General features: G+C 71.1%; 20 protein-coding genes. 9 read left to right on the top strand and 11 right to left on the bottom strand.

The features are described 5' to 3' along the window. Window positions 1-64 precede the first annotated feature (64 nt). Window positions 65-2,245 (bottom strand): alkaline phosphatase family protein, encoded by a 2,181-nt coding sequence (locus tag OHA68_RS33560; RefSeq protein WP_327103824.1) that lies wholly within the window; start codon window positions 2,243-2,245, stop codon window positions 65-67. A gap of 183 nt (window positions 2,246-2,428) precedes the next feature. Between OHA68_RS33560 and OHA68_RS33555 the strand changes: the two genes are divergently transcribed. Then, on the top strand, window positions 2,429-3,043 hold the full coding sequence (locus tag OHA68_RS33555) for a histidine phosphatase family protein (protein ID WP_327103823.1): 615 nt from the start codon (window positions 2,429-2,431) through the stop codon (window positions 3,041-3,043). Window positions 3,044-3,186: 143 nt separating this feature from the next. Here OHA68_RS33555 and OHA68_RS33550 read toward each other — a convergent pair whose 3' ends face one another. Together OHA68_RS33550 and OHA68_RS33545 are read right to left on the bottom strand one after the other, a co-directional pair. Continuing rightward, on the bottom strand, window positions 3,187-3,309 hold the full coding sequence (locus OHA68_RS33550) for a hypothetical protein (protein WP_327103822.1): 123 nt from the start codon (window positions 3,307-3,309) through the stop codon (window positions 3,187-3,189). Further along, window positions 3,284-4,054 carry a Clp protease N-terminal domain-containing protein gene (locus OHA68_RS33545; RefSeq protein ID WP_327103821.1) on the bottom strand — a complete coding sequence of 257 codons (771 nt, stop codon included), beginning with the start codon at window positions 4,052-4,054 and terminating at the stop codon, window positions 3,284-3,286. The genes OHA68_RS33550 and OHA68_RS33545 overlap by 26 nt, the downstream gene beginning before the upstream one ends. 167 nt (window positions 4,055-4,221) lie before the next feature. Here OHA68_RS33545 and OHA68_RS33540 point away from each other — a divergent pair, with 167 nt between their 5' ends. From OHA68_RS33540 to OHA68_RS33530, 3 genes are all read left to right on the top strand, one after another. Then, the gene (locus OHA68_RS33540) at window positions 4,222-4,881 is read left to right on the top strand and encodes a hypothetical protein (protein ID WP_327103820.1); all 660 of its coding nucleotides are present in this window, start codon (window positions 4,222-4,224) and stop codon (window positions 4,879-4,881) included. A gap of 163 nt (window positions 4,882-5,044) precedes the next feature. After that, on the top strand, window positions 5,045-5,728 hold the full coding sequence (gene merB / locus OHA68_RS33535; RefSeq protein ID WP_327103819.1) for an organomercurial lyase: 684 nt from the start codon (window positions 5,045-5,047) through the stop codon (window positions 5,726-5,728). A 137-nt stretch (window positions 5,729-5,865) separates the two neighbouring features. Continuing rightward, the gene (locus tag OHA68_RS33530) at window positions 5,866-6,588 is read left to right on the top strand and encodes a VIT1/CCC1 transporter family protein (RefSeq protein WP_327103818.1); all 723 of its coding nucleotides are present in this window, start codon (window positions 5,866-5,868) and stop codon (window positions 6,586-6,588) included. 182 nt (window positions 6,589-6,770) lie between these two features. On the opposite strand, the gene OHA68_RS33525 is transcribed toward OHA68_RS33530, so the two are convergent. The 4 genes from OHA68_RS33525 to OHA68_RS33510 form a co-directional block, all read right to left on the bottom strand. After that, entirely contained in the window at window positions 6,771-7,352 is a 582-nt protein-coding gene (locus OHA68_RS33525; RefSeq protein WP_225277306.1) for a LysE family translocator, read from the bottom strand. A gap of 167 nt (window positions 7,353-7,519) precedes the next feature. Continuing rightward, on the bottom strand, window positions 7,520-7,873 hold the full coding sequence (locus tag OHA68_RS33520) for a spore germination protein GerW family protein (RefSeq protein ID WP_327103817.1): 354 nt from the start codon (window positions 7,871-7,873) through the stop codon (window positions 7,520-7,522). A gap of 88 nt (window positions 7,874-7,961) precedes the next feature. After that, on the bottom strand, window positions 7,962-9,593 hold the full coding sequence (gene pgi, locus OHA68_RS33515; RefSeq protein WP_327103816.1) for a glucose-6-phosphate isomerase: 1,632 nt from the start codon (window positions 9,591-9,593) through the stop codon (window positions 7,962-7,964). Between the two features lie 106 nt (window positions 9,594-9,699). After that, a complete protein-coding gene (locus OHA68_RS33510; RefSeq protein WP_327103815.1) occupies window positions 9,700-11,406 on the bottom strand; it encodes an IlvD/Edd family dehydratase in 1,707 nt (568 codons plus the stop codon). Between the two features lie 127 nt (window positions 11,407-11,533). On the opposite strand from OHA68_RS33510, the gene OHA68_RS33505 reads away from it, so the two are divergent. Both OHA68_RS33505 and OHA68_RS33500 read left to right on the top strand, forming a co-directional pair. Beyond that, a complete protein-coding gene (locus tag OHA68_RS33505) occupies window positions 11,534-13,837 on the top strand; it encodes a phosphoketolase family protein (RefSeq protein ID WP_327103814.1) in 2,304 nt (767 codons plus the stop codon). Further along, complete coding sequence (locus OHA68_RS33500; protein WP_327103813.1) at window positions 13,813-14,997, top strand: acetate/propionate family kinase; 1,185 nt, start codon at window positions 13,813-13,815, stop codon at window positions 14,995-14,997. The genes OHA68_RS33505 and OHA68_RS33500 overlap by 25 nt, the downstream gene beginning before the upstream one ends. Here OHA68_RS33500 and OHA68_RS33495 read toward each other — a convergent pair whose 3' ends face one another. The 4 genes from OHA68_RS33495 to OHA68_RS33480 all read right to left on the bottom strand — a co-directional run bounded on the left by OHA68_RS33495 (window position 14,998) and on the right by OHA68_RS33480 (window position 17,658). Then, on the bottom strand, window positions 14,998-15,396 hold the full coding sequence (locus OHA68_RS33495; RefSeq protein WP_327103812.1) for a response regulator: 399 nt from the start codon (window positions 15,394-15,396) through the stop codon (window positions 14,998-15,000). It lies immediately after the preceding gene. Continuing rightward, window positions 15,393-16,439 (bottom strand): PAS domain-containing sensor histidine kinase, encoded by a 1,047-nt coding sequence (locus tag OHA68_RS33490; protein WP_327103811.1) that lies wholly within the window; start codon window positions 16,437-16,439, stop codon window positions 15,393-15,395. Before OHA68_RS33490 ends, OHA68_RS33495 begins: the two co-directional genes overlap by 4 nt. 46 nt (window positions 16,440-16,485) lie before the next feature. Further along, the gene (locus tag OHA68_RS33485) at window positions 16,486-16,902 is read right to left on the bottom strand and encodes an ATP-binding protein (protein WP_327103810.1); all 417 of its coding nucleotides are present in this window, start codon (window positions 16,900-16,902) and stop codon (window positions 16,486-16,488) included. A 93-nt stretch (window positions 16,903-16,995) separates the two neighbouring features. Continuing rightward, entirely contained in the window at window positions 16,996-17,658 is a 663-nt protein-coding gene (locus OHA68_RS33480; protein ID WP_327103809.1) for a response regulator transcription factor, read from the bottom strand. A gap of 266 nt (window positions 17,659-17,924) precedes the next feature. Here OHA68_RS33480 and OHA68_RS33475 point away from each other — a divergent pair, with 266 nt between their 5' ends. The 3 genes from OHA68_RS33475 to OHA68_RS33465 all read left to right on the top strand — a co-directional run bounded on the left by OHA68_RS33475 (window position 17,925) and on the right by OHA68_RS33465 (window position 20,393). Then, window positions 17,925-18,407 carry a cation:proton antiporter regulatory subunit gene (locus OHA68_RS33475; RefSeq protein ID WP_189139283.1) on the top strand — a complete coding sequence of 161 codons (483 nt, stop codon included), beginning with the start codon at window positions 17,925-17,927 and terminating at the stop codon, window positions 18,405-18,407. Between the two features lie 59 nt (window positions 18,408-18,466). Next, on the top strand, window positions 18,467-19,576 hold the full coding sequence (locus OHA68_RS33470) for a cation:proton antiporter (RefSeq protein WP_263652074.1): 1,110 nt from the start codon (window positions 18,467-18,469) through the stop codon (window positions 19,574-19,576). Window positions 19,577-19,832: 256 nt separating this feature from the next. Beyond that, window positions 19,833-20,393 carry a GNAT family N-acetyltransferase gene (locus tag OHA68_RS33465; RefSeq protein WP_327103808.1) on the top strand — a complete coding sequence of 187 codons (561 nt, stop codon included), beginning with the start codon at window positions 19,833-19,835 and terminating at the stop codon, window positions 20,391-20,393. The last annotated feature ends 116 nt before the right edge of the window (window positions 20,394-20,509 follow it).

Here is a 20,509-nt window from a genome sequence, read left to right as displayed (position 1 = left end):
CTTACGAGTGAACTAAAAGATAATTTCAGCCCGAGGTACGCCGGCCGCCCCGCCTACGCCCCGCCTACGCCTTGCCCGCCACCACTCCGGCGTGCCCGTCACTCTCGTTCGCGGCACCGCTCGCAGCACCGTCCACGGCGTCATCCCCTAAAGGTCCGGCCACCTGCGCCTCCTCCGGCGCGGAGTTGATCCCGGCGTAGAGGACCAGCGGCACCGCCAGCGCCACCACCATGGACAGCACGGCGGTGCCCGAGTCGTTGACCAGCATGCCCACCACGCCGCTGACCAGCGCGCCGATCAACCCGGCGCGCAGCATGGGGGCGCGGGCGAACGCCAGCGGCACCACCCCGGCGCTGATCTTGCCGGGCCGCATGATCGCGAAGATCAGGAAGGCCAGGCCCGCGATCACGATCGGCATGAGGTTCGGCGAGAGCATGGTGTTGAGCATCGCGCCCAGCTTGCGGAAGATCATCGGCAGGAACGTGCCCTCGATCACCTGACCGACGAACCTGCCCAGATGCGTCTGCTGGGCGAGCGGCCGCTGGAAGTCGAGCACCGCGATCACCGAGACGGCCACCCCGCCCAGCCCGCAGAACCCGACGAACTTCACCACCGACACCCGCTGACCGGCCACCAGCAGCGCCGTCACCGCGATGCCCGGCACGAAGGCGATCACCCCGCCGAAGTCGCTGCCGATCCCCGGCCAGCCCGCCAGCAGCATCGCGGCCACGCCGAGCCCGGCCACCAGCCCGACCGCCACCCGCCTGCGCCCGACGCGGACCAGATGGTCGGCGGCCACGGCGGTCGTCATCAGCACCGCGGTGGCCAGCAGCGCGAACGGGATGTTGGCCAGCCCGTAATAGCGCCCGCCGACCACGGCGGTGTAGCCCATGAGGCTGTTGAACTGCAGCGTCGTCCCGGTCAGCAGGTCACCGACGAGCACCGCCCCGGTGATCCCCGCCACCACGGCGGGCGGACCCAGCGGACTGCGCCGCCACGGACCCGCCACCGCCACGCCCATGATCGCCACGGCGATGGCGATCACCCCGCCGATCAGCAGCGCCACCGGCTGGTCCCCGCGCACCCAGGGCAGCAGGTTGACCAGGTAGGTGGACACCGGGATCGAGGCGACCCCGAGCGCGGCCACCCCGACCGCGGTGGCCTTCCTGCGCCGGGACAGCACGTAGTAGGCGATCGCGTAGAAGGCCACCTGCGTGATCGCGAACCCGGTGAAGAACAGGCCGGTCGTGCTGCGCACGCTCGTGCCCATCAGGTCCGACCTGCGCAGCTCGGCCACCACCTCCTCCAGGGAGGCCCGCTCCCCCGCCTGCCACGGCAGGCCGATGATCGTGGGCGGGATCGCGATGCCCGCCGCGGTCAGCACAGTGGGCGTGATGTCGGTGAGAATGACGATGTCGTCGCGCCGGGTCGAGCGGGTGCCGAGGTAAGCGCCCGTCGCCTCGGCCCGCTTCCACATCGCCACCCGCAGGTGCGGCACCGACCCGTGGTCGCCGATCCCGGCCAGCACCACCTGGGTGTCGGCGGGCAGCTTGGCCAGCACCGCGCCCACCTCGGCGTCGGCGGCGCGCACCGCCGCCCGGCGCGCGTCGGCCGGCACCGCCTCCGGCTCCTTGGCCAGCTTGCCGTCCACCAGGTAGGGGGTGATCAGCTCGTCGACGTCCACGGCCAGCACCTGGCAGCGTGCCCAGTCGGTCAGGGCGGCGGGGTTCTCGGCGTAGAGGTCCACCTTGCCGTCGCGGTCGGCCAGCGCGAGCGCGGCGCCTCTGCCGACCGCCGTGGTGCACTGGCCCGCGCCGTGCACGGCGGTGCCGAGCGTGCCCACGTAGCCGCCGTCACGCTTGGCGAGCAGCTCGGCGAACCCGGGCACCCGCGCCCCCTCGCCCAGTTTCTCGGGGGCGGGCGGCAGGCCGCAGGCCTGGCCGTAGGCGGAGCGGATGCCCGCCGAGACGGTCATCCAGCCGTCGAACGGGCAGGCCACGGTGCCGAGCGTCTTCACCGAGACGGAGCCGAGGTCGCTCTGCCCGGCCAGCCGCCACAGGTTGGGGGTGCGCGCCGGGTCGACGTCGTCCCAGTGCAGGCCTGGCACGCCGACGAACGCCACCCGGCCGGGGGCGTCTGCGGAGACCTCCGATGTTCGGGTGCCGGGGCTGTCGGCGAGCGCTGTCGCCGTCGGCACCGCCCCCCACAACGCCGCCGCGACCAGCAGGAACAGCGCCCACCTCACCGTTGGCCCCCATACGGAGAAAGGAGCCCGCGCGTCGGAGATGACCCCGTCCGACGGCGGCGCTCATGTCAGGAAACGTGGGCAACCTAGCACGGGCCGGCCCTTGTTGACTTCCCCGCGCGGGTGCCCGAACCGGATGGGTTAAGGTGCCGATGCCCGAAGGAGAGACCGGAGGTAACCGGCGTGGCCCCTCGATATCTGTACCTCGTCCGGCACGGCGAGGCGCTGCCGGACGAGAGCGGGCTCAGCGCCGACGGCCGCCACCAGGCCGAACTCCTCGGCAGACGGCTGCGGGACGTCCCGTTCGCGGCGGTCCACCACGGCCCGCTGCCCCGGGCCGCGCAGACCGCCCGGCTCATCGCCGCCGAGCTGGACTGTCCCGACGTGCGGGTGTCGGACGCGGCCGGCGACTTCATCCCGTACGTCCCCGCGCCCGAGGAGCTGCCGCCGGAGGCGACCGGCCATCTGACCGGCTTCCTCAGCCACTTCGGCCCGGAGGATCGCGACCGTGGCCGGGCCCTGGCCCAGGAGGCGCTGGACCGGTTCACCGGCCCGGTGGCGGGCGAGCGGGACCGCCACGAGCTCGTCGTCACGCACAACTTCCTGATCGGCTGGCTGGTGCGGGACGCCTACAGCGCTCCCCCGTGGCGCTGGCTGGGGATCAACCAGGCCAACGCCGCCCTGACCGTCATCCGCTACGCCCCGGACCGGCTGCCCGCCGTCCTGGTCCACAACGACATGACGCACCTACCCGCCGCACTCCGCTGGACCGGCTTCCCACCGGAACTGCGCGCCTGACCCGTGCCCCCGGCCCCGGGAGCCTGACCCGTGCCCCCGGCCCTGGGAGCCTGACGCCCGCCCCGGCCCCGGGAGCCTGACGCCCGCTCTCGGCCCTGGGGTGGGCCGAGGGGCGCCACACCACCCGGCGGCGGGGCCGGGCGTCACCACAGGGCTCCGATCACCACGCCCGCCACGATCACCGCCATGACGGCGAAGCGGAACGCCGCCATCCGCGCCCGGGAGCTCATGAAGGCCCCCTCAGGCGTCGGGGTCGAGGCCGGCACGCTCTTCCAGGCGCGTGATGCGCTCCAGGAGAGGCTGGAGCTGATCGCGCACCACGGAGGCCAGGAGCTGGGCCATGTCCGCCGGATTCGCCGCGTCCGCCGGTTGGGCCGGTCTCTGGGCCTGGGCGCGCAGGTGGACGTACCCCGCCAGGGCCGCCACCACGGCGCGTCTGGTCAGCCGGGGGTCGGCGCCGAGCCCGCGCAGGACCTGCCCGGCGGTCCCGTCGGGCTCGGCGACGAGGCCGAGCAGGAGGTGCTCGCAGCCGACGTAGTTGTGCCCGAGCGAGGTGGACTCCGTGACGGCGAACTCCAGCGCGTTGGCCGCCGTCCCGCTGAAGCGCCGCGCCGGTCCGGCCTCGCCCGGCGGCGGCGCGGGCGTCCGCTGCGCAAGGTCGCGGCCGACCTGGCCGGGCTCGATGTCCATGGCGCGCAGCACGTGCAGGGCGAGGTTGCCGCCCTCGTCGAGCAGGCCGGCGAGCAGGTGCCCGGTGCCGACGGCCGTGGCGCCGGCCGCGCCGGCCCGATCGGCCGCCAGCTTGAGCACGGTGCGCGTCCGGTCCGTCAGGTGGATCAGCGCCCCCGTGGGCACCTCGAGGTCGAGGTCGGTCAGCACCGTCTCCCTGATGGCGGTCACCCGGCGCACCGCCTGCTCCAGGGCCCGCTGGCAGACCGCCGACACCGGCACCCCCGCCTCCTTGACCGCCTCCGCCAACTCGTCCGGCAGATAAACGTTGATCTTCGGCACCGCACGCACCTTCCGCTTGGAATAACCCCAATATAACCCCATGAGGAGTACGCGCAATCGGCGAAAAGGACATCCGATCACTGGTATTGCCGCGCACATCAGCGCAGACTGGAAAGACGGCGATCCCGCGAACCAGTGGAGCACCCGTGGACAACCATCTTGATCACATGCCGGTTCTCTCCAGAGGCAAGCACCGCAACCCGAAACGGGGCGCCTGCTTCATGGAGCTAGCTTCCTACCTGGCCGGAGAGCGGTGGAGCGACCACCCGGCCTGTACGCATCCGTTGCTGGCCGCCCTCGCCCGCCTGGTCAACGACAACACCTCGGACGACAAGCGGGGCCGGCTCATCGGGCTTGTCCCCTCCATCATCGGCCTGTCCAGCGATGACCTGCGGGTCGACGCCCGGCTCTCGCTGCGCTGCGCGACCACGGCGCTGCCGGTGGCCGCGGCCGAGCGTCAGCTCGCGCTGGCGGTGTCCATCCTGGCCGCCGAGGAGATGCTGGCCAGGCTCGACGGCCTGCCGCCAGGGCGGCTGAGTGAGCAGACCCAGGAGGCGATGGCCCAGGTCCCGCAGGCGGCGGCCCAGGCGCACAGGTTCAGCCGGGCAGCGCGGATCACCGAGAAGGGCTTCCGTCGCTACGCGGCGCCCAACGCGGTGCAGCTGTCCGTGGTGGGCATCGTCCAGGCGTGCATCCCCGATCCGGACACGCTGCTGCGCGAGCTGCTGACGGCCGCGATCGCCGACTGCAGGCAGCTCATCCGCGGCCCGGCCGACACGGCCGACCCGGTTGTGCCCCTCCCGGCGTTCGCGGAGCCAGGAGGCTGATCTTCCTCGACGCGCGGTTCACGTACCGGATCTGTCAGGATCCCTCCTGCGGGTGTCCTGCGTCCGCCCTGCGCCGGGTTCGGCGGACGACGTAACATGTCCGGCACCATGCAGCAGGAGACCCGCAGGTCCCCGTACGCCGCATCCGCGAGAGGAAGCCGACATGTCCGAGACAGAGCGGGCCGAAGAGGTCCGCCTGGCCGTCTACGGTGGATTCGCCCGCATCGGCCGCGCTCCCGGCGCGGCCGAGCTGGCGGCCCGCACCGGGTTCGACAACCGGGAGGTACGGCAGGCGCTGGAGCTCCTGCACCAGACCCGCGACCTGGTGATCGACACCGCCACCGGTGACATCGTCATGGCGCACCCCTTCTCCTCGGTGCCTCTCGGGTTCTCCATCATGGGCTCGCGGACCCTGTGGTGGGGCGGCTGCGCGTGGGACTCCTTCGCGATCCCGCACCTGCTCCGGGACGAGCCGGACGTGCTGGTGGCCACCCGGTGCCCGGCCTGTGACGCCCCGCACGCCTGGGTCGCCCGCCGCGACACCCCTCCCCCGGGCGATCAGGTCGCCCACTTCCTCGTCCCCGTCGCGCACATGTGGGACGACATCGTGCACACCTGCGGCAACCAGCGCCTGTTCTGCTCCACCGGCTGCGTCGACGCCTGGCTGAAGCGCACCGGGCGCGAGCGGGGCTATGTGATGGACCTGCCCACGCTGTGGCGGCTGGCCCGCGGCTGGTACGACGGGCGCCTGGAGCGCGGCCACATCCGCCGGGACCCCTCGTCGGCCGCCGCCCACTTCACCGCCGCGGGCCTGCACGGCGCCTTCTGGGGACTCCCCGAGCACTAGCGATATTCGACACCATATTCGAGATAATGCCTGGCCAGGCGATGAATGCGCACGTCAGGCAAGCCTCTCCTTCGTTGCGGACTATTGGCATTTATGCCTGAATGTCGGATGAATAGCTGTTGTGGGGAGGGGTTTTCATGACCATCGAGCTGGAGCGGACGCACTCGCCGGAGAAGCATCACAGCCATCGGGACGTGACCGGTGGCTGGCTGCGGCCGGCGGTGTTCGGGGCGATGGACGGACTCGTCTCCAACTTCGCGTTGATCGCCGGAGTGGTGGGCGCCGCGGGGGCCGGACGAGGAGCCGTAGTGGCCGGCTTCGCCGGACTGGCGGCGGGGGCCTGCTCGATGGCGGCGGGCGAGTACACGTCGGTGAAGTCGCAGACCGAGCTGATGCGCGCCGAGATCGCCGTCGAACGGGGCGAGCTGGCTCGTAACCCCGAGGGCGAGCAGGCCGAACTCGCCGCCCTCTACCGCTCCCGCGGCCTCGACGCCGACCTGGCGGACAAGGTCGCGGCGGGCCTGTCGGCCGACCCGGAGCAGGCGCTGCGGGTGCACGTACGCGAAGAGCTCGGCGTGGACCCGGACGACCTGCCGTCGCCGCTGCTGGCGGCTGGAGCGTCGTTCTGCGCGTTCGCGGCGGGGGCGCTGGTGCCGCTGGTGCCGTTCCTGTTCGGCGCGGCCGGCCTGGTGGCCGCCGTGGTGCTGAGCGTGGTGGGCCTGTTCGTCTTCGGCGCGGTGGTGGCCGGCATGACCGCCCGCCCCTGGTGGCTCGGCGGCCTGCGCCAGCTCGCGCTCGGCGTCGGCGCGGCCACGGTGACCTTCGGCCTCGGCCACCTCCTGGGCGTCACCGTGTCCTGACCCGGGCCTCTGCCTAGACGCGGACCCTTCCCAAACCCGGGCCTCTTCCCAGACGCGGACCCTTCCCAGACGGGGCCTCCTCCCAGACCGGGCCTCCTCCCAGACCGGGCCTCCTCCCAGACCGGGCCTCCTCCCAGACCGGGACTCTTCCCAGACCGGGACTCTTCCCAGACGTGGAAAGGTCAGGGACGGCCGGAGACCGCCAGGTTGACCCCCAGCGCCACCAGGGCGCCGCCGGTGAGCCCGTCGACAGCGCGGCGGACGGCCCGCTTGGCGAACACCGCGCGCAGCGCGGCGACCACGTTGGCCACGACCAGGAACCACGCCACGGTCCCCGCCAGCGCGATCAGCGACAGCACCAGCGTGTCCGCCGGCGCGGCCCCCGGCGACACGAACTGCGGCACCAGCGCCACGAAGAACAGCGCCGCCTTGGGGTTGAGCACGTTGGTGAGCAGCCCTTCGGTGAACGCCGCCCACGGGCTCCTGCCCCCGGACTCGGCCACGTCCAACCGCAGCCCCCCGTCACCGCGCACGGCCGAGCGCAACGCCTTGCCCCCCAGATAGAGCAGATAGGCGGCACCCACGACCTTCACCACCGTGAACGCCACCGCCGAAGCGGCCAGCAGCGCGGCGACCCCGGTCGCCGCCGCCACCACCCAGGCGAACACGCCGATGGAGATCCCCACCGCCGCCGCCATCCCGTGTGCCCGCCCCGAGGAAGCGGACCTCCGTACGACCACGGCGAAGTCAGGCCCGGGCGACATCGCCCCCAGCATCACCACGCCCCCAAAAGCCACAATCTGCGCAAAAGACGTCACCCCCCAACCCTAGGCCGCCCCAGCCTCAAGAACGGGGATCTCGGCCCGAACCCGGCCCGAGACCCGCGCCGCAGGTACGAACGAGGCGCGAGCCCGGAGACGCGGGGGCGGGGTCAGCGCTTGTGGCGGGTGCGCTTGAAGATGGCGCGCAGGGTCAGCAGGAGGGCGATGCCGACGATCTGGCCGCCGAGCACGATGCGGTTGACGTCGACGGCCGGGTGCCAGCGGACGTCGCCGTTCTTGACGACGAACACCCCGGCGGGCGTCGCGCCGACACCGTAGCCGCCGCCGCTCCCGCTGCCCGCCTCCCCCTCGTTCTTCCGGCCCTCACCGCTGCCGCCGCCACCCCCGTGGGCGATCCTGGCGACCGGGATCACCAGGATGTCGCCATGCTGGATGGGGTCCCCGAAGACGCGCTTGACCGTGGCGGAATCCTTTGACTGCTCGACCAGCTCCGTGATGTCCATCCCTCATGGTCACCCGGTGGCAGCCGTTCAGTCGAATCCCGGTGACGGCCCGCCTGATCCGGCCCCGGTGAGGCGGGCCGGGACCGGGTCAGCCGCGTCTGCCGCGCAGCTGGCGGTAGTGACGGACCAGGCTCTCGGTGGACGCGTCGGGGAAGGTCGTCGGAGGCTCTTCGGAGGTGAGCGCGGGCGCCAGGTCCATCGCCATCTTCTTGCCGAGCTCGACCCCCCACTGGTCGAAGGAGTCGACGCCCCAGATCGTCCCCTGGACGAACACCAGGTGCTCGTACAGCGCCACGAGCTGGCCGAGCGTGGCCGGGGTCAGCCGGCGGGCGAGGATGGTGGAGGTGGGACGGTTGCCGGGCATCACCTTGTGCGGCACGACGTCGGCGGGCGTGCCCTCGGCGGCGATCTCCTCGGCCGTCTTGCCGAACGCCAGCGCCGAGGTCTGCGCGAGCATGTTGGCCATCAGCAGGTCGTGCATGCCCTCGCGATCCTCATGCGGCTCGGCGAAGCCGATGAAGTCGGCCGGCACCAGGCGGGTGCCCTGGTGCAGGAGCTGGTAGAAGGCGTGCTGGCCGTTGGTGCCCGGCTCGCCCCAGAAGATCGCGCCGGTGTCGACGGTGACGGGGGTGCCGTCGGCGCGCACGGACTTGCCGTTGGACTCCATGGTGAGCTGCTGGAGGTAGGCGGGGAAACGGTGCAGGCGCTGGCTGTAGGGCAGCACGGCGTGGGTCTGGGCGTCGAAGAAGTCGGTGTACCAGACGCCGAGCAGGCCGAGCAGCACCGGCATGTTGGCCTCGAAGGGGGCGGTGCGGAAGTGCTGGTCCATGGTGTGGAAGCCGGCCAGCATCTCACGGAACCGGTCCGGCCCGATGGCGATCATCAGGGAGAGCCCGATGGCGCCGTCGTAGGAGTAGCGGCCGCCGACCCAGTCCCAGAAGCCGAACATGTTGTCGGTGTCGATGCCGAACTCGGCGACCTTGGCGGCATTGGTGGACACGGCCACGAAGTGCTTGGCCACGGCGTCCTCGCCGAGCGCGCCGGTCAGCCACTGGCGGGCGACCTTGGCGTTGGTGAGGGTCTCCAGGGTGGTGAAGGTCTTGGAGCTGACCACGATCAGCGTGGTCGCGGGGTCGAGGTCGGCCAGGCTGCCGGTGATGTCGGCCGGGTCGATGTTGGAGACGAACCTGGCCTGGATCCCGGCGTCGGCGTAGTCGCGCAGTGCCTCGTAGGCCATGGCGGGGCCGAGGTCGGAGCCGCCGATGCCGATGTTGACGACGGTGGAGATCGGCCGGCCGGTGGCGCCCTGCCACTGCTTCGAGCGGACCTTCTCGGCGAAGGCGCTCATCTTGTCGAGCACGGCGTGCACGTCGCGGCTCACGTCCTGGCCGTCGACGACGAGGCCGGCGTCGGCGGGAGCGCGCAGCGCGGTGTGCAGCACCGCGCGGTCCTCGCTGACGTTGATGTGCGCCCCGGTGTACATGGCCTCGATGCGGTCGCGCAGGCCCGCGCGCTCAGCGAGGGCCACGAGCAGGCCGATGGTCTCGCCGGTGGCGCGGTGTTTGGCGTAGTCGAGGAAGAGGTCGCCCGCGGTGACCGTCATCCGGGCGGCCCGCTCCGGATCCTCCGCGAACAGCTCCCTCAGGTGTCTGCCCGCCACCTCGCCGTGGTGCTTGGCGAGTGCCGCCCACTCCTGGCTCTGGGTGATGTCGCTGCTCACGTTTCCTCCTCGCGCCGTCACACTGCGATCACATGGTCCCGTACCGTCGTACCCCCGGATGCCGGATTCCGCGCATGGCGGAGCGGCGTGTCCGCCGGGCGCGGGGTCAGTGGGATTCGCGGCCGGGCGCGTCTCCGCTGGATCCGGTGAGGAAGTCGAGGTCGGCGCCTCGGTCGGCCTGGTTGACATGGTCGATGTAGAGGCGCTGCCAGCCGCGTACGGGCTCGGCGTGGCCGCCCATCGCGGGCTTCCTGGCGGCGAACTCGGCCTCCGGCACGTCGACGTCGAGCCGTCTGGCCGCCACGTCGAGCACGATCGGGTCGCCGGTGCGCACCCTGGCGAGCGGCCCGCCGGCCGCGGCCTCGGGCGAGGTGTGCAGCACGACCGTGCCGTAGGCGGTGCCGCTCATCCGCGCGTCGCTGATCCGCACCATGTCGCGCACGCCCTTGGCCAGCAGCTTGGCGGGCAACGGCAGGTTGCCGACCTCCGGCATGCCCGGGTAGCCCTTGGGCCCGCAGCCGCGCAGGACCAGCACCGAGGTCTCGTCCACGTCGAGCTCCGGGGAGTCGAGCCGGGCGTAGACGTCCTCGATGCTGTCGAAGACGACGGCCTTGCCACGGTGCTGCAGCAGCTCGGGCGAGGCGGCGGCGGGCTTGATCACCGCGCCGTTGGGGGCGAGGTTGCCGCGCAGCACGGCGATGCCCGCGTCGGGCAGCAGCGGGTCGGCGCGCCGCCGGATGACGCTCTCGTCCCAGATCTCCGCGTCGTCGAGGTAGTCGACGAGGGGGCGGCCGGTGACGGTCACCGCCGTCGGGTCGAGCAGGTCGGCGATCTCCTTGAACACGGCGAGCAGCCCGCCCGCGCGGAACAGGTCGTCCATCAGGTGCCGGCCGGCCGGCAGGAGGTCGACCAGCAGCGGCACCCCTGATCCGGTGCGGTCGAAGTCGTCCAGGTCGAGCTCGACGCCGAGGCGGCCGGCGATGGCCAGCAGGTGGATGACGGCGTTGGTGGAGCCGCCGGTCGCGGCCAGGGTGACGATGGCGTTGAGGAAGGAGCCGCGGGTCATCACCTGACTCGGGCGGCGTCCCTCGCGGACCAGGTCGACGGCGAGGCGGCCGGTCTCGTGGGAGCGTTCGAGCAGCCTGCTGTCGGGGGCCGGGGTGCCGGACGTGCCGGGCAGGGTCATGCCGAGGGCCTCGGCCATGCAGGCCATGGTGGAGGCGGTGCCCATCGTGTTGCAGTGGCCGCGGCTGCGGATCATCGCGGACTCGGAGTCGATGAACGCCTTGCTCGACAGCGTGCCGGCGCGCACCTCCTCGCTGAGCCGCCACACGTCGGTGCCGCAGCCGAGCGGGGTGCCGCGGAAGGTGCCGGTCAGCATCGGGCCGCCGGGCATCACCACGGCGGGCAGGTCCACGGAGGCGGCGGCCATGAGCAGCGACGGGATGGTCTTGTCGCAGCCGCCGAGCAGCACCACGCCGTCGATCGGGTTGGCGCGCAGCATCTCCTCGGTGGCCATGGCGGCGAGGTTGCGCCAGAGCATGGCGGTCGGCCTGACGTTCGTCTCGCCGAGGGACACGACCGGCAGGTTGAGCGGGATGCCGCCGGCCGCCCAGATGCCCTGCTCGACGCTCTTGCCCACCTCGTTCAGATGGGAGTTGCAGGGTGTCAGGTCGGAGGCGGTGTTGGCGATCGCGATGTGCGGGCGCTCGCCGTCGAACGCCTCGCGAGGCAGGCCCCGCCGCATCCAGGCACGGTGCATGTAGGAGTTTCTGTCATTACCGGAATACCACTGCGAACTGCGGAGGGACATATTCGCACCTTAAACCAGCCGCCCCGGTGAGGTGATAGCCCACCCCTCCGATGACTGCCGGCGATCACCTGACGCCGTCGGCCCGAGTGACGTCTACACCGGCCTTGCAGAGGGCATGGGCCACACCATGGAAAACATCGATGCCTACTGGCGTGCGGCCAACTATCTGTCCGTCGGGCAGATCTACCTGCTGGACAACCCGCTGCTGACCGAGCCGCTGCGCCCGGAGCACATCAAGCCGCGCCTGCTGGGGCACTGGGGCACCACCCCCGGGCTGAACTTCTGCTTCGCCCACCTCAACCGGATCATCCGCGAGCGCGACCAGGACATGATCTACATCGCCGGCCCCGGCCACGGCGGCCCGGCGGCGGTGGCGCACTCCTGGCTGGAGGGCTCGTACACCGAGCGCTACCCCGACGTCACCCAGGACGCGCCGGGCATGCGGCGGCTGTTCCGCCAGTTCTCCTTCCCCGGCGGCATCCCCAGCCATGTGGCTCCCGAGACGCCCGGCTCCATCCATGAGGGCGGCGAGCTCGGCTACGCCCTGGCCCACGCCTACGGCGCCGCCTTCGACAACCCCGGCCTGGTGGTGTCCTGCGTGATCGGCGACGGCGAGGCGGAGACCGGCCCGCTGGCGGCCAGCTGGCACTCCAACAAGCTGCTCGACCGCGAACGCGACGGCGTGGTGCTGCCGATCCTCGCGCTGAACGGCTACAAGATCGCCAACCCGACCATCCTGGCGCGTATCCCCGAGGCGGACCTGTTCAAGCTGCTGGAAGGGTACGGCTACCGACCGCATCTGGTCGGGCCCGACCACGCGGAGATGGCGGGCACGCTGGACGAGGTGTTCGACCAGATCGCCGCCTATCGCGCCGGTGACGACTCCCGCCTGCCTATGATCATCCTGCGTACGCCCAAGGGCTGGACCGGGCCGCGCGAGGTCGACGGCCTGCCGGTCGAGGGCACCTGGCGTGCCCACCAGGTGCCGCTGGCCAAGGTCCGCGACAACCCGGCGCACCTGGCGATGCTGGAGGAGTGGATGCGCTCGTACCGGCCGGAGGAGCTGTTCGACGAGCGGGGCGGCCCGATCCCGGCGATCCTGGGGACGGTGCCGGAGGGCGCCCGCAGGATGAGCGCGAACCCGCACGCCAACGGCGGCGAGTTGCTGGCCCCGCTGCGCCTGCCGGACTTCCGTACGCACGCCGTCGAGGTCAAGTCGCCCGCCGTGCAGACCAGCGAGCCGACCAGGGTGCTGGGCACGCTGCTGCGCGACGTGATCGCCGAGAATCCGCGCACCTTCCGGCTGATGGGGCCCGACGAGACGGCCTCCAACCGGCTCAGCGCGGTCTTCGAGACCACCGACCGCGCCTGGAACGCCGAGCGGCTGCCCACCGACGAGCATCTCGCGCCCGGCGGCCGGGTGATGGAGGTGCTCAGCGAGCACCTGTGCCAGGGCTGGCTGGAGGGCTATCTGCTGACCGGCCGGCACGGCCTGTTCAACTGCTACGAGGCGTTCATCCATATCATCGACTCGATGTTCAATCAGCACGCCAAATGGCTGGAGTCGTCGCAGAAGATCCCGTGGCGGCGGCCGGTGGCCTCGCTCACCTACCTGCTGTCGTCGCATGTGTGGCGGCAGGATCACAACGGCTTCAGCCACCAGGATCCGGGCTTCCTGGACGTGGTGGTGAACAAGAAGGCCTCGGTGGTGCGCGTCTACCTGCCCCCGGACGCCAACACGCTGCTCTCGGTCGCCGACCACTGCCTTCGCTCACGCGACTACGTCAACGTCATCGTGGCCGGCAAGCAGCCCGTCCTCGACCTGTTCACCATGGACGAGGCGATCGCGCACTGCACCCGCGGCCTGGGCATCCTGCCCTGGGCCTCCACCGACGACGGCGTCGAGCCCGATGTCGTGCTGGCCAGCGCCGGGGACGTGCCGACGCTGGAGACCCTGGCCGCCGCCGCCATCCTGCGCGAGGAGCTGCCCGAGCTGAAGGTCCGCGTGATCAACGTGGTCGACCTGATGCGCCTGCAGCCCTCCTCCGAGCACCCGCACGGCATGCCCGACAACGAGTTCGACACGCTGTTCACCACGGACCGGCCGATCATCTTCAACTTCCACGGCTATCCCACCCTGATCCACCAGCTCACCTACCGCCGGCACGGCCACGCCAACCTGCACGTACGCGGTTACAAGGAGGAGGGCACCACCACCACGCCCTTCGACATGGCCATGCTCAACGACATCGACCGCTTCCACCTGGTCATGGACGTCATCGACCGGGTCCCCGGCCTCGCCAGCAAGGCCGCCCACCTGCGCCAGCGCATGTCCGACGCACGGTTGCGGGCCCGCGCCCACACCCGCGTCCACGGCGAGGACGCCCCCGAGATCAGTGGATGGACATGGCCCAGCACATACTCGTCCTGAACACCGGCTCCTCCTCCATCAAGTACGAGCTCATCGACACCGCCTCGGGGGCCCGGCCCGCCAGAGGGCTGATCGAGCGCATCGGTGACGGTGCGGGCCTGCTGACCCATCACCTCGCCGACGGGCCGCCGTACGAGAAGAAGGGGCATTTCGCCGATCACGCGCAGGGGCTGCGCGCGGTGCTGGAGGCGTTCCGGACGGCGGGACCCGAGCTCGACCCGGTCGCGGTGGGGCATCGGGTGGTGCACGGCGGGACCCGGTTCCCCGCGGCGGTACTGGTCGACGAGGAGGTGATCGCCGCCGTCGAGGAGCTGGCGCCGCTGGCCCCGCTGCACAACCCGGTGAATGTCACCGGCATCCGGGTGGCGCAGGAGGCCTTCCGCGGCGTGCCGCAGGTGGCGGTGTTCGACACCTCCTTCCAGCTCTCGCTGCCTCCGGAGGCGTACACCTACGCGGTGCCGCGCGAGTGGCGTGAGCGGCTCGGCGTGCGGCGCTTCGGCTTCCACGGCACCTCGTGCGCGTACGTGTCCCGGCGGGCGGCCGCCCTGCTGGGCCGCGACCCGCACGAGGTCAACCTGATCGTGCTGCACCTCGGCAACGGCGCCAGCGCCACCGCGATCGAGGGCGGCCGCAGCGTCGACACCTCGATGGGGATGACGCCGCTGGAAGGGCTGGTGATGGGCACCCGGTCCGGGGACGTCGACCCGGCCCTGTGCGGCTATCTGGCCAGAGTCGCCGGACTGGACGCCCAGGACGTGGAGAAGGCGCTCGGCCACGGCGGTGGCCTGCTCGGGCTCGCGGGCACCGGCGACATGCGCGAGGTCCGCCGGCACGCCGCGGCCGGCGACGCCGGGGCCCGGCTCGCCCTCGACGTCTACTGCCGGCGCATCCGCAAGTACGTGGGCGCGTACTACGCGGTGCTCGGCCGGGTGGACGCGGTCGTGTTCACCGGCGGCGTCGGCGAGAACGACGCCGCCACCCGGGCCGCCGCACTGGCCGGGCTCGACCGGCTCGGCATCGTCGTCGACCAGGAGCGCAACGAGGCCGCGCGCGATGACGAGCGAGCCGTCTCGCCGCCCGGCGCGGAGGTGGCGGTGCTCGTCATCCCCACCGACGAGGAGTGGGAGATCGCCAGGCAGACGCTGGAGCTGCTCGGCTGATCACACCGCGGCGACGCGCCGTACCGCGGCCACGATGTCGGTGTTGGGCAGGCCCTTGAGTAAATACTCCTGTACGCCGACGCGCCGCATCTCGTCGACGGCCCCGGAGTCGCCGTACGCGGAGAAGGCCATGACGCGGGTGCGCGGGGACAGCCGGCGGATCTCGTGCGCCGCCCAGGCGCCGCCGCCCGGCATCCGGACGTCGAGGATGGCGACCACCGGGGTGTGCCGGACCGCGAGCTGGATGGCCTCGTCGGCGTCGCTCGCGGTGGCGACCACGTCCAGGTCGGGCTCCGCCGCCAGCACCTCGCTCAGCACCTCGCGGATCAGCGGCTCGTCGTCGCCGATGAGCACGGTGAGCCGTTCGCGCCGTTCGGGCTGTTCGCGCTGTTCGCTCACGGCGCCTCGCGCCGCACGGCCGGCACCCAGAACTCGACGCTGGCGCCGGAGCCGGGCTCGCTGCGGATGTTCCACCAGCCGCCGGCGACCTCGGCGCGCTGGCGCATCTCGATGAGGCCGAAGTGGCCGTGTTTGACCTGGCTGTCCACCTGTTCGGCGAAGCCGACGCCGTCATCGGTCACCCGGACGTACACGCCCTGGTCGGCCGAGGTGAGCGAGACCTTCACCGCGCTCGCCCTGGCGTGCTTGCGGACGTTGGTGAGAGCTTCCTGGCAGATGCGGAAGATGGTGATCGCCGTCTCGGACGGCGGCTCGGCGGCGAGGTCGTGGGTCAGCTCGTACGTCAGCCCGGCCCCCACCACCACCTGGTCGAGATAGCTGGACAGGCCCTGCACCATGCCGTCGCTGTCGATGCCCGGCGGGTGCAGCCGGAAGGTGAGGTTGCGCAGGCGGCCGATGGAGGCGTTGACCGTCTCGTTGAGCCGCAGCAGCGCGTCCGCGTGCTCGGCCGGCGCCTTGGTGGCGAGCAGCTGCAGGCGCATGCCGACGGCGACCATGGACTGGATGGTGTCGTCGTGCACGTCCCAGGCGATGCGCCGCCGCTCCATCTCCTGGGCCCGCACCAGATGCGCCAGCAGCTGGCCGCGCTCGTCCAGGGCGCGTTCGACGGTGCGCCGCTCGGTCATGTCACGGGTCACCTTGCCGAATCCGCGCAGCTGCCCGGCCTGGTCGTACAGCGCGGTGATGACCACGTTGGCCCAGAATCGGGTGCCGTCCTTGCGCACCCGCCAGCCCTCGTCCTCCAGCCGCCCGTCGACGGCCGCCGTGGCCAGCTCGCGATCGGGCTTGCCGTCCGCCACCTCCTGCGGCGAATAGAACGCCGAGAAGTGCCTGCCGATGATCTCCTCGGCCCGATAACCCTTGATCCGCTGCGCGCCGGTGTTCCAGCTCACCACGTGGCCGGTCGGGTCCAGCATGAAGATGGCGTAGTCGACCACGCACTGGATCAGCAGGTTCAGGTCGACGTGCTCGTACTCGGGCATAGGGCAGCTTCGCATGCCGGTGCCGCCACGTGCCAACGGCTCGGATTCAGACGCGGGTGGGATCGGGAGCAAGTGCAGCGAGAGGTGCCGCGAGCTCACACCAGACCACCTTTCCGCCTGCGTGCTGTGATATCCCCCAGCGGGAGGAGAGCCGTCCGATGACGTGCATGCCCCATCCGTCGCCAGGGCCGGGCTCGCGCGCTTTCGGCATCTCCTCGCTGGAGTCGCCGACCTCGATCCGGATATGCGTCGATCCCCCGGTCAGCCGCAGCACGGGGGCGCCTGCCCCGTGAATGAGCGCGTTGGTCACCAGCTCCGAGACGACCAGCAGCACGTCCTCGTGCCGTCCGGCGTAGTGCCAGGCGTTCAAGGCGTCGCGCACGATCTGGCGGGCCACGGTGATGCTGCCCATCTCCTCGCTCAGGTGGCGCTCCACCGCGAACGACTCAGTACGGATGCCCATTCTTCCACTTTCGGACACCCAAGGATTGGTCACGAGACGCAGGCGTGCCGGGATGCCTGATGCGTTCGGCCAGTTGCCTCTAGTGCAGATGCACTAGTCCAGCAGCCCCTCGCGCCTGGCGATCGCCACCGCCTCCAGCTTCGACCGGGCGCCGAGCTTCTCCAGCACGCGCTGGACATGATTGCGCGCCGTGTTGCGCGCCACGCCGAGCCGCTCGCTGATCTGGTCGGTGCTCACGCCCTCCGCCAGCAGCAGCAGCGTCTCCCGCTCCCGGCCGGTCAGCGCCCCGCCCGCGGTCCACGTACGGCCGGTCAGCCGGTCCAGCACCCCCGACAGCAGGCCCGGGCCGAACACCACGCCGCCCGCCGCCACCTCGCGCACCGCCTCCTCCAGTTCCTGCAACCCCGACGACTTCTCCACCAGGCCGGCGCCGCCGGCCTCGACCACGCGCACGGCCACCGAGGCGGACGCCTCGGCCGTCAGCACCAGTACGCGGGTCTCGGGAGCGGCCGCCGAGATCGTGCCGATCGCCGCGATCCCGTCGCCGTCGGGCAGGCGGCGATCCAGCACCACCACATCGGGCCGCCAGCGGCGGGTGTCGGCCACCGCCGCCGCGATCGAACTGGACCTGGCCACGACCTCGATGCCCGGGGCGTGACCGAGCGCCATGCCGATGGCCTCGGCCACCATGTCGTGATCCTCGACCAGCACCAGGCGGATGGGAGCGACCGCCAGAGGGTCAGATAAGGGCGACATGGTCGGTAACTCCCCCCTGATGCGCGCTGTAGGCCCTTCCATTGTCACGCTTCTCACACTTCCTCACTCCGCCGGAGTAAGAGCGGCCGGGGTGAGGGTGACGGGCGGCTTCGGGCCCGGGTGGCCGCACGGCCGTGGGGGCAAGCCCTGAGCGTCAGGTAGATCTTTGGTTGACCGTCCTCGCTACTACCTCAAGGCGCGGTCATCAGGGAGAATTGGTAGGGTTAGCGCGCTTATTCGCAATCGAGATGGGTGGGGATTCTGCGGTGGAGGTCGAACAGACGGCGCTGCCAGGGATAGGCCTGCGCCACGATTTCACCACCCAGTCCGGGAAGAGGATCGGCGTCGTGTCGCATCGGACCGGCAGGCGCGACCTGGTGGTCTACGACCGCGAGGACCCCGACCGGGCGTGTGAGGTCGTCAAGCTCAACGACGAAGAGGCCGACGCCCTGGTCGAGCTGCTCGGTGCCCCGCGCATCGTGCAGCGGCTCAACCAGGCGCATCAGGAGGTCGAAGGGCTGGTCAGCCTCCAACTGCCGATTCCTCCCACGTCTCCGTACGTCAACAGGCCCATGGGTGACGCACGCGTACGGACCCGTACGAACGCGTCGATCGTCGCGATCGTCCGCGCCGGACAGGTGTTCGCCAGCCCGGGGCCGGACTTCATGCTCGCCTCAGGCGACATAGTGGTCGTCGTCGGCAGCGCCGACACCACGTCCGACGTCGCCCACATCCTGGCTGAGGGTTAGGGCCGCGGGTGCATCACACGGCAATACTTTTCCTCGAAGTCGGGGCTGTACTTCTCGGTTTGGGTGTTCTGGGTGCCCTGGCGCTGCGCGCCGGCATCTCGCCCATTCCGCTCTACCTGATCGCCGGTCTCGCCTTCGGCACCGGCGGTGTGCTCCCGCTGGCCACCAGCGAGGAGTTCATCTCCGTGGGCGCGGAGATGGGCGTCGTCCTGTTGTTGCTGACACTCGGTCTGGAATACAACGCCGACGAGCTGGTCACCAGCCTCAAGAGCAACGCCCGCGCGGGCATCGTCGACCTGGTGGCCAACGCGGCGCCCGGCGCGATCTGCGCCTTACTTCTCGGCTGGGGGCCGGTGGCGGCGGTCGCCATGGCGGGCGTCACCTACGCCACCTCCTCCGGAATCACCGCCAAGGTGCTGTCCGACCTGGGGTGGATCGGTAACCGCGAGACACCCACGGTGCTGTCGCTGCTGGTGTTCGAAGACCTCACGATGGCGGTCTACCTGCCGATCCTGACGGCGCTGCTGGCCGGGCTCAGCCTGGTGAGCGGCGCGGTGACCGTGGCGATCGCGCTGGGCACGGTGAGCGTGGTGCTGGTGGTCGCGCTCAGGTTCGGGCGCTTCATCGAGGCGTTCGTCTCCAGCCCCAACAACGAAGTGCTGCTGCTGAAGATAGTCGGACTGGCCCTGCTGGTCGCCGGTATCGCGCAGCAGCTGCAGGTGTCGGCCGCGGTCGGCGCCTTCCTGGTCGGGATCGCGCTGTCGGGGCAGCTCGCGCATGACGCTCAGGCACTGCTGTCACCGCTGCGGGACCTGTTCGCGGCCGTGTTCTTCGTCTTCTTCGGCCTGCAGACCGACCCGGTGAAGATCCTCCCGGTCGCCGGGCTGGCCGCGCTGCTGGCCCTGATCAGCATGATCACCAAGCTGATGACCGGCATCTACGCGGCCAGAAGGGCGGGGATCGCCAAGGCCGGTCAGGCCCGGGCCGGTATCGCGTTGATCCCCCGAGGTGAGTTCAACATCGTCATCGCCGGTCTGGCGGTGGCGGCCGGGGTCCACCCGGACCTCGGTCCGCTGGCGGCGGCGTACGTGCTCATCCTTGCGGCGTTCGGGCCGCTGGCGGCCAAGGCCGTGCAGCCGCTGATCGAGAACATCGCCAAGCGGGCCTGACCTTTCACCCCCCGGCCGGTCGGCTCCCGACCGGCCCGCCACTCCCCCAGTTCGGCCGGCCCGCGGTCCGGTGCTCCGGCCCTGTCTGCGCTCCGGCCCTGTCCGCGCCCCGGCTCGTACAGAGAGCACGTTGTACGGCTCACGCTCACCTTCCGGGTGTGAACCGTCTTGTTACGCGGCTGCTCGCGAGGCCACGAACGGGTGCCATCCCGCTGTACCGCGCACTGGTGAGACCCTGTACACCATGTTTCCTCCAGTGAAGATCATCTCCGGTGGGTTGGAGATTCGTGAGTTCGGGCCGCAGGACGCTGCATCTGTGGCGGCATTCGTGGCGGCCGGGGATCGAACGGCACTGCCGCCGGGCTCCCCTGGGGCGGTCGCTGACGTGGACGAATGGCTGAGCGAAGTACACCAGCGGCGATTGGACGGCGAAGGCGTCCTCCTGGCGATAGTGGAACAGACCACCGGCAAGATCGTCGGCAGTATCGGGTTGCGGGACGCCGACTGGGAAGCCGGTCGCACCGAGATCGGTTACGGAATGCACACCAGTCAGCGAGGTCGGGGCTATGCGACCGAGGCAGCGCGCGCGGTCGGACGGTGGGCGCTCACCGACGGCGGGATGCGGCGGGTTCAGTTGCGCTCCCGCGTCGACAACGTCGCTTCCCTGCGGGTGGCCGAAAAGGCCGGATACCAGCGGGAGGGCACACTGCGGATGGCCGAGCAGGAAGGGTGCGAGGCTCATGACCTGGCCGTCTTCTCGATGATCGCTCCGGAGGCGACAACCCACGAACAGGCCGACAGAAGGTCGTCACTGTAGTGATCAGGTATGAGTGCGGCGGGACAACCGCCGCATACGTCAGGTACCTGGGACCGCGTCGGGCATGACGCGGCCGTTCTGTCGGTGGCGGGTGGCAGACTCTCTCCGGCGTCACC

It is taken from the genome of Nonomuraea glycinis (assembly GCF_035920485.1).
In the GTDB taxonomy this organism is placed as follows: domain Bacteria; phylum Actinomycetota; class Actinomycetes; order Streptosporangiales; family Streptosporangiaceae; genus Nonomuraea; species Nonomuraea glycinis.
Note: the sequence above shows the minus strand (reverse complement) of the source record. Positions and strands in the feature narration are given on the sequence as shown.

Coding starts and splice junctions, on each gene's coding strand:
- OHA68_RS33540 (WP_327103820.1), top strand. CDS start 4,222: ATGCCGGTTCTCTCCAGAGGCAAGCACCGCAACCCGAAACGGGGCGCC.
- merB (WP_327103819.1), top strand. CDS start 5,045: ATGTCCGAGACAGAGCGGGCCGAAGAGGTCCGCCTGGCCGTCTACGGT.
- OHA68_RS33530 (WP_327103818.1), top strand. CDS start 5,866: ATGACCATCGAGCTGGAGCGGACGCACTCGCCGGAGAAGCATCACAGC.
- OHA68_RS33525 (WP_225277306.1), bottom strand. CDS start 7,352: ATGTCGCCCGGGCCTGACTTCGCCGTGGTCGTACGGAGGTCCGCTTCC.
- OHA68_RS33520 (WP_327103817.1), bottom strand. CDS start 7,873: ATGGACATCACGGAGCTGGTCGAGCAGTCAAAGGATTCCGCCACGGTC.
- OHA68_RS33510 (WP_327103815.1), bottom strand. CDS start 11,406: ATGTCCCTCCGCAGTTCGCAGTGGTATTCCGGTAATGACAGAAACTCC.
- OHA68_RS33505 (WP_327103814.1), top strand. CDS start 11,534: ATGGAAAACATCGATGCCTACTGGCGTGCGGCCAACTATCTGTCCGTC.
- OHA68_RS33500 (WP_327103813.1), top strand. CDS start 13,813: ATGGCCCAGCACATACTCGTCCTGAACACCGGCTCCTCCTCCATCAAG.
- OHA68_RS33490 (WP_327103811.1), bottom strand. CDS start 16,439: ATGCCCGAGTACGAGCACGTCGACCTGAACCTGCTGATCCAGTGCGTG.
- OHA68_RS33485 (WP_327103810.1), bottom strand. CDS start 16,902: ATGGGCATCCGTACTGAGTCGTTCGCGGTGGAGCGCCACCTGAGCGAG.
- OHA68_RS33480 (WP_327103809.1), bottom strand. CDS start 17,658: ATGTCGCCCTTATCTGACCCTCTGGCGGTCGCTCCCATCCGCCTGGTG.